7 protein-coding genes and 1 tRNA gene are annotated in these 12,518 nt (G+C 62.1%); 3 read left to right on the top strand and 5 right to left on the bottom strand.

The genetic code is table 11. The features are described from left to right. Nucleotides 1-12: 12 nt before the first annotated feature. Nucleotides 13-1,506, top strand: coding sequence for a pyruvate kinase (pyk, locus tag QF015_RS03375; RefSeq protein WP_310205548.1), 1,494 nt, complete (start codon nucleotides 13-15; stop codon nucleotides 1,504-1,506). A gap of 136 nt (nucleotides 1,507-1,642) precedes the next feature. Here the strand turns inward: pyk and QF015_RS03370 are convergent, their stop codons facing one another. After that, the gene (locus QF015_RS03370) at nucleotides 1,643-2,248 is read right to left on the bottom strand and encodes an ANTAR domain-containing response regulator (RefSeq protein WP_026540371.1); all 606 of its coding nucleotides are present in this window, start codon (nucleotides 2,246-2,248) and stop codon (nucleotides 1,643-1,645) included. Nucleotides 2,249-2,446: 198 nt separating this feature from the next. On the opposite strand from QF015_RS03370, the gene QF015_RS03365 reads away from it, so the two are divergent. Together QF015_RS03365 and QF015_RS03360 are read left to right on the top strand one after the other, a co-directional pair. Continuing rightward, a tRNA-Leu gene (locus tag QF015_RS03365) sits at nucleotides 2,447-2,528 on the top strand. 1,057 nt (nucleotides 2,529-3,585) lie between these two features. Further along, on the top strand, nucleotides 3,586-4,935 hold the full coding sequence (locus QF015_RS03360) for an MFS transporter (RefSeq protein ID WP_429386997.1): 1,350 nt from the start codon (nucleotides 3,586-3,588) through the stop codon (nucleotides 4,933-4,935). A 598-nt stretch (nucleotides 4,936-5,533) separates the two neighbouring features. Here QF015_RS03360 and QF015_RS03355 read toward each other — a convergent pair. The 4 genes from QF015_RS03355 to QF015_RS03340 form a co-directional block, all read right to left on the bottom strand. Beyond that, nucleotides 5,534-6,703: a hypothetical protein gene (locus QF015_RS03355; protein ID WP_429386994.1), complete on the bottom strand. Its 1,170-nt coding sequence runs from the start codon at nucleotides 6,701-6,703 to the stop codon at nucleotides 5,534-5,536. A 586-nt stretch (nucleotides 6,704-7,289) separates the two neighbouring features. Then, nucleotides 7,290-7,985, bottom strand: coding sequence for a carboxyltransferase domain-containing protein (locus tag QF015_RS03350; RefSeq protein ID WP_429386992.1), 696 nt, complete (start codon nucleotides 7,983-7,985; stop codon nucleotides 7,290-7,292). A gap of 155 nt (nucleotides 7,986-8,140) precedes the next feature. Further along, a complete protein-coding gene (locus QF015_RS03345) occupies nucleotides 8,141-9,601 on the bottom strand; it encodes an NAD-dependent succinate-semialdehyde dehydrogenase (RefSeq protein WP_429386991.1) in 1,461 nt (486 codons plus the stop codon). A gap of 2 nt (nucleotides 9,602-9,603) precedes the next feature. Next, entirely contained in the window at nucleotides 9,604-12,516 is a 2,913-nt protein-coding gene (locus QF015_RS03340; protein WP_429386989.1) for an FAD-binding and (Fe-S)-binding domain-containing protein, read from the bottom strand. Between the last annotated feature and the right edge of the window lie 2 nt (nucleotides 12,517-12,518).

The following is a 12,518-nucleotide window of genomic DNA, read 5'->3' as shown; positions in this document are numbered from 1 at the left end:
TAAGGTAGGTATATGAGACGCGCGAAAATTGTGGCAACTTTCGGCCCGGCTATCTCCAGCTTCGACAACACCCTTGCGGTGCTGGAAGCCGGCGTCGACGTTGCTCGCATGAACATGAGCCACGGCGACTACTCCGTGCACGACAACACCTACGAGAATGTCCGCAAGGCTGCAGCCCAACTGGGTAAGCCGGTTGCGATCATGGCTGACCTCCAGGGCCCCAAGATCCGTCTTGGCCGTTTTGTTGACGGGCCCCATGAGCTGGCCGTCGGCGACACCTTCACCATCACCACCGAAGACGTCCCGGGAACCAAGGACATCTGCTCCACCACGCTCAAGAGCCTCACCGATGACGTCAACGTGGGCGACGCCCTGTTGATCGACGACGGAAAGGTGGCCCTGCGTGCCATCGAGGTGGACGACGTCAAGGTTGTTGCCACCGTGACTGTCGGCGGCAAGGTTTCCAACAACAAGGGCATCAACCTGCCCGGTGTTGCCGTCAACGTCCCCGCCTTGAGCGAAAAGGACGAGGACGACCTCCGTTGGGCACTCAAGCGTGGTGCCGACCTCATCGCCCTCTCGTTCGTCCGTGATGCCTCAGACATCACCCGCGTCCACGAGATCATGGATGAAGAAGGCCGACGCGTACCGGTGATCGCCAAGATCGAAAAGCCGCAGGCCGTGGAGCAACTCCACGAAATCATCGACGCGTTCGACGCCATCATGGTTGCCCGTGGCGATCTCGGCGTCGAACTGCCCCTCGAAGAGGTGCCGATCGTCCAGAAGCGCGCCATTGAACTGGCACGTCGCTGGGCCAAGCCGGTCATCGTGGCTACCCAGGTCCTGGAGTCCATGATCGACAACCCGCGTCCGACGCGCGCCGAGGCTTCCGACTGCGCCAACGCAGTCCTCGACGGCGCCGATGCAGTGATGCTTTCCGGCGAAACTTCCGTGGGGCAGTACCCCATCGAAACCGTCAAGGTCATGGCACGGATCATCGAGTCCACCGAAGTCCACGGTCTTGAGCGCGTACCCCCGCTGGGCACCAAGCCCAAGACCCGCGGTGGCGCCATCACCCGTGCCGCCGTCGAAATCGCGGACCAGCTGGATGCAAAGTACATCTGTACGTTCACCCAGTCCGGTGACTCGGCACGACGCCTCTCGCGCCTGCGCCCCGTCAAGCCGGTCTTCGCCTTTACTCCGGTAGAACACGTCTGGAACCAGCTCGCCCTCACCTGGGGCATCCAGCCGGTTTTGGTTCCCTCCGTGGGCCACACCGACGAGATGACCGCCCAGGTGGACAAGAGCCTCCTGGAAATGGATCTCGTGGAGGAAGGCGACCTGGTTGTCATCGCTGCCGGTTCCCCTCCAGGGCAGGCCGGTTCCACGAACTCGCTGAAGGTCCACAAGGTAGGCGACCTCGCCGACACCTCCAAGACCGACGACGGTTCGCGCAAGGAACCTGTTGGCCCGTGGCCCGAAAAGAAGTCCAAGACCAAGGCATAGTTCCTCGGTTGTGAAAGCGGACCCCGCCATATGGCGGGGTCCGCTTTATTGTTTTGAATTGGCTGTGTTGGTGAGTACGACGGCGGCCGCCCACCTCGCGAGGTGAGCGGCCGCCGTCGTTGTTTTGGTTCTTGCGTTAATTGACCTGGTTGATGATGGTTTCGGCAACCTCACGCATGCTGAGGCGACGGTCCATGGAGGTCTTCTGGATCCAGCGGAAAGCCTCCGGCTCCGTCAGGCCCATCTTGGTGGTCAGGAGGCTCTTGGCGCGTTCTACGAGCTTGCGCGTGGCGAACTGCTCCTGGAGGTCGGACACCTCGTTCTCGAGCGCCTTGATTTCCTCGTGGCGGGAGAGAGCGATCTCAATGGCCGGAATGAGATCCGCGGGGGAGAACGGCTTCACGACGTATGCCATGGCGCCGGCATCGCGTGCCCGCTCCACCAGTTCCTTCTGGCTGAAAGCGGTCAGCAGGACAACAGGGGCGATGCGGGCCTTGACGATCTTCTCGGCCGCTGAAATGCCGTCCATGACGGGCATCTTGACGTCCATGAGGACAAGGTCGGGCTTCAGTTCCTCGGCCAGTTGCACGGCCTTCTCGCCGTTGTCTGCCTCGCCGACGACGTCGTACCCTTCGCCCTTCAGGATCTCGATAATGTCCAAGCGGATGAGGGTCTCATCCTCGGCTACGACAACGCGTCGGGCCGGCTGGGCTGTGGGTGTGGACTCCGTCTGTTCGGTCACGGGATCTCCTTGAAAAGGTTCGGCGGGTTCATGTCCATCTTAGTGCGGACTCTTTGATGGCTGGTTTTTGTTGCATCAGCGCGCCCGGTTCTTTGAATCAGCCTATCTGCATGTAGAGTAGTTTCGCGTGCTGGGAAAGGATCGCGTTGCTCACAGAAATGAGAGCGGTCAGCGAGATTTAACGTCCCGGTAATCCGCGCCCGAGTGGCGGAATTGGCAGACGCGCTGCACTCAAAATGCAGTATCGAAAGGTGTGTGGGTTCGAGTCCCACCTCGGGCACGGCATACCCCCTCGTCAGAGGGGGTTTTTGCTTTAACGTGTGTACATTCTGGGTGGTCAGGTCCCTCTGACACAGGCCGCGGGGTGTGCCTGGCGCCGCGGGTCGCCTGTTTGGTTGTGGGGGAGCGGGTTCAGGGTCGTGGCTGGTGGGCCCTCCGCTTTCTGTGAACTGGGGTTATGCGTTCCTCTCGTGGCTCGTCCGGTAGGTCGTGGTTGGCCTACACCTCTTCATGGGTAGGGGTGCTGAGCACAACATGACTTCGCGATTCTGCGTCAAATTTCTTGGTTTTTACTCGTTGCTGATGTCGTGCGCCAGGGGCGGGCGGTGCTTTGTCAGGCCAAAGGGGGTGTGTATATTGTCCACACTTAAATCGTCTTTATGGTGACTGCACGCGGCCACTAGCTCGTCCCTCATTGGGCCATCATCTACTCATCCATGTGAGTGGCCGCAGCGACATGACGCGGAATCCGGAAGCGCTCCAATTAAAGGGCCGTTCCGATATTGGAGTTCAGCCACTACTCGCGACCTGTCATTTTGGGTGGTTTCGTGCACGTTGTCGACGTGACGCTAAGACTGAACGGGCGCGCCGTCACGGAATGGACCGCTAGTCCTTAGCGTGCTCTCCGGAGCATCGGCAACTTAACCGGTCGACGACTGGGCATTCGAAGCCGGCCAGTTTGCCGATAAGGGTCCGCATGCGGGCCGGCACCATCTCCGCATGCTTGAAAATCGGTCGTCGCAGTCTGGCGAAGTCGCAGGGCTACACGTCAGGCTCTCGCTTAGCCCGACCTGAGCCTCCGTGATGTCCTCCAGAACAGACTCAGGCCCGTCGACATGCGGCGCACAGTGCGCTGCAGCGTTACCGGGCCCGAGCCTATGGTCCGAAGGCCGGAGCTGAACGCGCGTTGAACAGGCGGTGAAAATCCCTGATCTCCCGTCCATAGGCGTGAGGTGACGCTAGTCATAGAGTTTCAGTCGACCACCGACGATGTCTGTCTACATGCTGCTTTCAAAGGAGCCCATGTGTCCCTATCTGCCCGGCTAGACCGCTTGCCATTGAGCAAGCCACATTATGCCCTCCTGTTGATCGGAGGGCTTGGTTATACATTCGACGGGATGGACAACGCCGTTGTTGCCTTCCTGCTGCCCGACGTCAAGGCAGCCTTCGGGCTCTCCTCGCCCCAGCTTGGCCTGGTGGCCTCGGCCGCCCCCTTCGGTTACCTGTTCGGCGCCTTCCTCGCCGGGTACCTGGGCGACAAGCTGGGCCGAAAAAGGGTGATGATGTATTCTCTGACCTTGTATGCAGTGGCCTCGTTGGTTGCCGCAGTTTCCTGGAATTTCGAGCTATTCCTGGTCATGCGGATACTTGCCGGGTTGGGTGCTGGGGCTGAAAGCGCCATCATCGCCCCGTTCCTTTCGGAGTTTGTGCCCAGCCACAAGCGGGGGTGGTTCCTCGGGGCTTTGGCAGGGTTCTTCTCCTTTGGTTTTGTCGCCGCTGCAGTGATCGGCCGTTTCGTCGTCCCCGCGTTTCCCGACGGCTGGCGGTGGGCGCAGGTGCTTACCTTCCTGCCCGTCGTCATGCTGTTGTGGTGGCGCCGCGCTCTTCCCGAATCTCCGAGGTTCCTCATGAATGCAGGAAAATTTGTTGAGGCCGAGAAGGTAGTTGTTTCTTTCGAAGAAAAGGTGTTGGCCTCCACGGGCAAGGCGTTGCCTCCGGTCGACCCCAACCACGCCGAGGAACCGGAACCGGAGAAGTTCTCCCTGGGTAAAGCCATCAAATTCTTGTGGGGTCCGAAGATGCGCCGGATTACCTCCGTGACATGGCTGATCTGGTTTGTCATCACCTTCTCTTACTACGGCTTCTTCTCCTGGATACCGACACTTCTGATTAGTAAGGGTCTCACCGTCACGACGAGCTTCACCTTCTCGTTGTACATCTATCTCGCACAGATACCTGGCTACTTCAGTGCAGCCTGGGTCAACGAGAAACTCGACCGTAAATACACCATCGCCATCTACTTGATTGGTTCGGCCCTGAGCGCGTTCTGGTTGAGCGCCATGACCGATCCGACCTGGATAACTGCCGCGGGTATCGCTCTGTCCTTCTTCCTCAACGGAACCTACGCGGGCCTCTACGCCTACACTCCGGAGGTTTACCCAACATGGCTTCGTGCAACCGGGGTCGGCCTCAGCTCGTCCTTCGGACGGATTGGCTCTATCACGGCGCCGCTACTGATCGGCGTCTTTGCGGCTCAGTGGGGTTTCGTCGGGGTGTTCGGCGTGACCACCGCAGTACTTGCTGTGGGGGTGATCTGCACGTTGATCTTCGCAGTGCGCACAAAGGGACGGTCCTTGGAAGACATCACAATCACAGAAATCCAGGACAAGGCCCTCACCAGACGGTGAGCGCTGGAGCTGGGCCGCCTCGTGTCAGCCCTGACGACCTCTAATCGTCGCAGCCATGGCGGGTGCCGTAGGCTCGACGCTTGCTGGGCTCGGTCGCATTGTGTCGAACCGAGCCCAGCATGTCCTGATCCAGTAAAGAGTCGGCAATAGGGCCTGCCATTGACGTCAGGGTTCGGGTGCTTCCGATGGTGAAAACCAGATCCCGACCCTTGAAACCCTTTCACCTTCGGCAGGCGGGTAAAGTACCCGCAATCTGCCCCCTTGAAGCCAGCCAATTCTTGGCGGACTGAGATGGTCCGTTGACGGTCTGCTAGCTGGTCCTTTACTGGTCCCTCCATTGTCCTTTACTGGTCCCTCCATTGTCCTTTGATGGCCCGGAAAGCCGTCCTTTTGCGTGAACCATCAGGACCGACCCTATGTCCAAGCTGGCCAACATTGGTGTGGCTGCTGGCCTTGACCCCCATCGATGCCCGAAACGGATTACCGCAAGGACCATCCTTGGACCGCCGGAAGGACCACTCAAAGACTGGCAAGGACTATCCGTGGACCGGTGTAAGGGCGGCCGGAAGTACCACCCGGAGTAAGGGCGCTTACGCGTTCACATGCCGGGTGGGAGCTGGGTGTGATCCCGTGGATAAGCGGCCATCAGAGCTGCCGAGGCTACCCACACCAGGCCGACCCCAGCTATGGGAATTGCCCCTCCTGCTCCGGTGGCAGCAGCGGTCCCGGCGAGGGCCGCGCCGGCGGCGAAGGCTGTTGCGCGGAGGCCGGCTCCTACGGTGAAGACCTGAGCCTTCAGATGTGTCGGGCTGAGCTGATTTCTGAGGGACAGCATGGCTGCTACAGGGGAAGCAGTGAAAAAACCTGACAGCCCGATGAATACCACGGTCCATACAATTCCCAAGTCGATCGTGGCGCCGATTGTCAGGAGACCTGTCATCAGGAAGCCGAGCATCATGACCTTTTGGGGACGCGATCGTGTTGGGCGCAGCGTTTCATAAAGTGATCCGGCCAGTGCTCCCACAGCGAAGGCGGTCACGACGAAGGCGGCTTGATCGGGGGAGCCTACTCGTTCCAGGGAGAATGCGATGGCTGCGACGGCGAGCCCGCCTTGACCAACCTGACTAAGTGTTGACGCTGCCGTCAATAGCGCCAGTGGGCGATGGCCGAGCATCCATTTCACTCCGCCGGTGATGGCGCTCAGGACGGATTTGCTGGTCCCGGCGTGGGAGGGCAGCCCCATCCTGAAGACCCCCATGGCTCCCAGCGCCGCGCTGGCAGTGAGTGCCAGAACTGCTATCTGGACGGGCGCGAACAGCGTGAGCAGGGCGACGGCTGCGGGGCCGCCTACGGCTGAGATGTTATACGAGAGTGCGTCAATGGCGAATCCACGACGACTATGAGGCATCACGTCCGCAACAAAGCTGGAGAGACCACCCATGTAAAAAGGTGAGACCGCCCCGGCCAAGATCAGAAGAATGAAGATTACTACCAGCGGGATGGCACCGAGTAACGTCATGGCAGCGGTGACGGCGGCGGTCAGCAAGCACGAGAAGGCGATCATCACCCCGGGGCGCCGCGTACGGTCCAACGCGGCGCCGACCAAGGGAGCGGCTATGACACTGGGGGCGAGCGAAGCTGCGACCAGAGCGCCGGCAATCCCGATGTCACCGGTCTGTTCGATGGCAAGAATGGGCAGAGCAACGGCGGAACCTGCCATGGCCAGGCGGGGAGGGACGGATGCGGCCAGAAATCTCTTGGTGCTCATTACCGGCCTTACGTTTCCTTTCCATGGTTGCCGCTCTCGGTCTCGGGTCAGCAAAGCAGCTCTGCGTCGGACGCAAAGTACTGGCCTGTGGTTACCGGGGATGCACCGGCGCAATCACAGGCTTGTATCCTTCCGTCCCTCGGCTGGCGGTTCTGCGTTCCAATCTCCGGAGGTCACGGACGACAGCTTCCGACGAAGCAGCCCGGGATGCCGTGGTATTCGCGTACCGTCTGGTGCCCCCTCGTGTCGTGCGGGGCCGCCTGGGCTGCTGTGGTACGGAAACAGGGTCGCTAGGAAGCGGTACTTCAGCCAGAGGATCGTGGAATAACTGTACTGGTTCGGGCATGATGACGCTCCTTTCAGCGGACGTTGTTCCCCGCCACAGATGATGTAGTTTCCGGGTTGGGCCGGTACTGGGAGGCAGCAAGTGCCTCCGGCGGCCGCTCGTAACGATGACCAACAGCCGGGTTGGTGCCGGCAACTCTGCCGGAAGCCCTTGGTCGGCTCTTCGTCGTCGAAGGGATCATGGGGACGAACTGCCCGTGTTGGGCTGGTGCGTACAGATCGGAACCTTGGTTTCTCTTTTTCATCTCGTGCATTCCTGGGGGATGGATTCGTTGGGTTTCTGAGGGGACGCGTGTTGGAATCTGACGAAGTCTCCGATGTGGAGTCGTTGCGGCGGGGTGGTCCCTCGTTGCACCACTCGCCCAACCTGGTATTCGTTGCTGAAGCCTCCGAGCGCGGCGATGGTGATGCCGGCATCAGAAAGCAGAAGCGTTCCGTGCAACACTGCTTTACGTGACCGGCAAGCTTGAGAGGAGGCCGACATGGCTTTGGTTGCGGTGACGTCGACCACTGGGGCCGCAGCTGGAGCTGTGAGTGCGGCTACGACATGCCCCGTTCGGCACAGACGGCGAATCAGCCCGGTTTCTGAGGTGCCCAGCAGCAAACTCGCCACAGGCAGATCGATGCTGCCGGGGCCGTCAAAGGATACGGATAGGGTGTGGATGCGGGCCGTATGGTCACCTCGGGCGAAGCGGACTGCGGCGTCGGCTGCGGTGAGCATGTCCTCCAGGTCTTCGGTGTCCACGATTCTGACGTCATATGCGATGTGGAGCCCGTCTTTGAGCGCACGCATTCGCGTGACTCCCAAGAGGTTGAGGGATTCGACCATGTCCCGCAAGGCCAGGAGGTATCTGCCGGACCCGGACTGGTGACCGACCCTTATGAGGAGGTTCCCGGGGCGTGCGGGGAGGAAGGTAATCCCGGCGGGGGCGGTCATTGGATCGTCCTTCCTGTTTGATGGGTGCGGACCGCACCGATTGAACACAGTGCCATGTGCAATCGGTACGGTCCGCGGTCTGTTGGCGGCCCTGAGTGCGGGCTCGCGATGGGCCTTAGCCCTTGCAGCAGCGACGGTTGCCGCTGGGCGCGTGGTTACTGGTATGGGATGAAGGTGTACTTGTATTCGAGGAACTCGTCGATGCCGAGTACGCCGCCTTCACGTCCGATGCCGGAGGCTTTCACGCCTCCCAAGGGTGCGGCGACGTCGGAGATGATGCCGGAGTTGATGCCGACCATGCCCACTTCCAAGTGGCGGGCGACGCGGTGGGCGCGGCCGAGGTCGTTGGTCATGAGGTATCCGGCGAGACCGTAGGCGGTATCGTTGGCGAGGGCGACGGCGTCGTCTTCGTCGGTAAAGGTGATGATCGGAGCTACCGGACCGAAGATCTCCTCTTGGGTCAGCCGGGCGTCGCGGGAGACGTTGGCCAGGACGGTGGGCGGGTAGAAGGACCCGGCACCTTCCGGGATGATCCCACCGACGCGGACTTCAGCTCCGCCGGCGACGGCGTCGTCCACGAGTGACTGAATGCGTTGGACGCTGGCGTCATCGATCATGGGGCCGATCTCCGTGCCTTCTTCCAAGCCGTTGCCGACTCGGAAGGAAGCGAAGCGCTCGGTCAGCTTGGCGGTGAGTTCCTCGGCGATGCTCTCGTGAACGAGGACGCGGTTGGCTGCGGTGCAGGCCTCGCCCATGTTGCGCATTTTGGCGGCGGTGATTTCAGTGACGGCCTTATCCAGGTCGACGTCCTCAAAGACGATGAACGGGGCGTTGCCGCCCAGTTCCAGCGAGGTTCGGATCATGTGATCGGAGCACTGGCCGTGCAGTTTGCTGCCGACAAAGGTGGACCCGGTGAAGGAGAGGTGGCGTACGAGCCCTTCGCTGAGCAGCGGAGCGACCAGTGCGCTCGAGCTGGAGGTAGTGACCACGTTGACCGTTCCGGCAGGTACTCCGGCTTCCTCAAAGATTTTTGCCAGGAACAACATGGTCAGAGGGGTCTTCTCGGCAGGCTTGACGACGACGGCGCAACCGGTGGCAATGGCTGGTGCGATCTTGCGGGCTCCCATAGCCAACGGGAAGTTCCACGGGGTGATCAGGAGTGAGACGCCAATCGGTTCGCGGGACAGGACGATCTGTCCGCGGCCGCTGGGGGATTCGGCATGTGAGCCTTGGACCCGGACGCCTTCCTGGGCGTACCACTGCAGGTATCCGGCGGAGTATTCGATCTCGCCGCGGGCTTCGGCCAGGGGTTTGCCCATCTCGGCGGTCATGATCGCGGCGAGCTCTTCTTTGGATTCCAGCAGCAGTTTGTGGGCTGCAAGCAGAATGTCGGCCCGGGCACGGGAAGACATGCCCGCGAAGGCCGCCTGTGCAGCGTTGGCGGCGTCAACTGCACGGCGTCCGTCTTCGGGGCTGGCATCGGGGATTTCGGCGATGAGCTCGCCGGTCGCGGGGTTGTGCACCTGGATGCGGGGACGGTCGGGAAGGTCTTCCCAGCGTCCGTTGATGAACAGTTCGGTCTTCAGTCCCACGGGGGCCTGCGCGGTGGTGGTCATGGTCATCCTTCAGTCTTGTGGGTGGTCTGGGGGTCGAGAAGTTCGGCAAGGTGCAGGCTCTTGCGTTCGGGTTCGAGTTGCTTGACCTGCATGGCGCAACTGAATCCGTCGGCAAGAACGGGAACGTCGGCGGCCGTCTGTGCCAAGGCTGGTGCCAGGGCTTGTTCGGCGACCTTCATGGAGATGTCGTAGTGGTTGGCTTCGAATCCGAAGTTCCCGGCGACGCCGCAGCAACCGGTGGCTTCGTTGACGTTGGCGACGCCAAGGGCTGCCAGGGCCTTCCGTTGGACGGTGGCTCCGAAGGTGGAGTACTCGTGGCAGTGGGTTTGAACGGTCACATCGGTCGGCATGGCGGGGGGTGTCCATCCGCCGTCGACCCATTCCTTTACCGCTTCGGCGAAGCTGCGGATCCTGTGGGAGACACGTTCGGCCGCTTCGGTGCCGAGTAGTTCGGGTGCGTCCTTCTTCAACGCCGCTGCGCAGCTCGGTTCGATGACGACGATCGGCGCGTCGGTTCCGTCATCGAGCTTGGCTACTGCCTTGCCCATCAGCTTTTTGGCAGTGTCCAGTTGGCCGGTGGAAATCCAGGTCAGGCCGCAGCAGGCATCGGATTCGCAGCCGACGGTACGGCCGGTGCTTTCCACGACCCGGGCGGCAGCCCCCGCCACTTCGGGCCTGAAACCCTTGGTGAAGGAGTCGACGAACAACACAGCATCGGCGGGAGTGGAGGGGTTGCTGTACGGAGCCAAGGCATCACGGAGCGTCTTCCGGGAGGCGAACTTGGGCATCTTCCGCTGCGTGGTCAAACCGCCAGCGGCTGCGACGACTTTCCCGAGCGGGCTCGCCAGAACCAGGTTGACCAGCGGGCTGATCAGGGTGGTCAGTTTGAGCCAGCGCGGCAGCCAGCCGAGGGAGAAGTGCGACATGGGCCGGAGTTTTCCCTCGTAGTAATGCGAGAAGAATTCCGACTTGTAGGTGGCCATGTCCACGCCGGCGGGGCAGTCGTTGGAGCACGCTTTGCAGGCCAGGCACAGGTCCAGTGCTTCGCGGACGTCCTCGGATTTCCAGCCTTCGTCGATGGTCCGGGCGCCTCGGACCATGTCCTGGAGCACGCGGGAACGACCCCGGGTGGAGTCCTTTTCGTCGCCGGTGGCCCGGTAGCTGGGGCACATGACACCGCCGGCGTCTGAACGGCAACGTCCCACACCGATGCAGGCTTGGACGGCGTGTACCCAGGGATCGGCGCCGGCAGCGGCGCCTTCGACGGGGCGGAGTTCGAAGTGGGTTCGCCACTCGCGGTCCGGGATTCCTTGGAGGGCGAGGTTGTCTTCGATGGGATCGGGGTCGGTGATGGATCCCGGGTTCAGGATGTCGGCTTTGTCCCACAGTTTCCGGTAGGTGGAGAACGCGGCGATCATTTCGGGGGAGTACATGACGGGCAGGAGTGCCGAGCGGGCGCGTCCGTCGCCGTGTTCGCCGGAGAGGGAGCCGCCGTGGCGGACTACGAGTTCGGCGGCTGCCTGGCTGAATTTGCTGAACACGGTCCGGCCTTCGTCGCTGCGCAGGTCGTAGGTGATGCGGATGTGCATGCAGCCGGCACCGAAGTGACCGTACATGATGCCCGTCAGCCCGTACTCGTCCAGCAGGAGCCGGAAATCTGCCAAGTAGGCGGCAAGGTTTTTCGGGGCGACGGCGGAGTCTTCCCAGCCGGGCATCGATTCACCGCCGCTGGCGGGACGTGAGGACAAGCCGGCGCCGTCTTCGCGGACACGCCACAGGGTGGCGCGTTCGGTGGAGTCCGGTACGGCACGGCCGTCGACCAGTCGTCCGTTGGCGGCGAGCCGTTCGATGAGGCGGTCCGCTTCGGCGGCAACGTCTTCTGCGTTGTCTCCGTCCAGGTCGACGTAGAGGAAGGCTTTGCCTTGGGGGAGTCCGAGTACGGAGTCGGCGCCGCGGCGTACCCGCATGGTGTCCACGATGGCTTCGTCGATGCCTTCGACAGCGGCTGGGGAGAATTCGAGGATCGTTTCGATGTCTTTGGCGGCGTCCACGACGTCCGCGTAGCCGAGGCAGACCAGCAGGGCGCTGGGGGCCTTGGGGACGAGTTGCATCCTGGCGCGGACGACGATGGCGCAGGTTCCTTCGGTGCCGACCAGTGCGCGGGCGACGTTCAGGCCGTTTTCGGGCAGCAGGTTCGCCAGATGGTAGCCGGAGACCTGGCGCTGGATCCGGCCAAGTTCGACACGGAAGGCTGCCAGGTGGTCCTGGGCGAGCTGCTTGAGCTCTTCACCGAGTTCGAAGGCGCGTGAGACCGAGTGGGCGTCGGCGGTGTCTGTGGCGCGCAGGCCGGTGGAGGTCGCGGTGAGCCGGGCACCGTCGGTTGTGATGACGTCAATCTGTTCGACGTGGTCGGAGGTGCGCCCGTACCGTACGGAGTGGTTGCCGCAGGCGTCGTTGCCGATGGATCCGCCAATGGTGGCGCGGTTCTTCGAGGACGGGTCGGGGGCGAAGGTTAGCTTTCCGCCGGTCGCCTTTTCCGTCTCCCGGGTCAGGTGGGAAAGGATGACGCCCGCTTCGACGTCGGCGGTCCCTGCGGTTTCGTCAATGGACAGGATCCGGTCCATGTGCCGGGAAAAGTCCAACACGATGCCGGGTCCGATGGCGTTGCCGGCCATCGATGTTCCTCCGCCCCTGCTGATCAGCGGCGTTGCCGTTTCACGGCAGGCGTTGACAACCTCGACGACGTCGTCCACGGTGCGTGGAAAGACGACGGCGATCGGCGGTACCCGGTAGTTGGACGCGTCGTAGGAGTACGCGGCCACCCGGTGGCCTGAGGAGTCCACGGGTACGCCTGAGGCTTCAAGCCTGGCGAGGATCGGAGCGTGCTCCGGGGCGGAGAGAACATCGTGGGTCATGA

It is taken from the genome of Paenarthrobacter sp. TE4293 (assembly GCF_050435325.1).
Classification (GTDB): Bacteria; Actinomycetota; Actinomycetes; order Actinomycetales; family Micrococcaceae; genus Arthrobacter; species Arthrobacter nitroguajacolicus_C.
The sequence above is the reverse complement of the archived record's forward strand: the minus strand, read 5'-3'. Positions and strand labels throughout refer to the sequence as shown.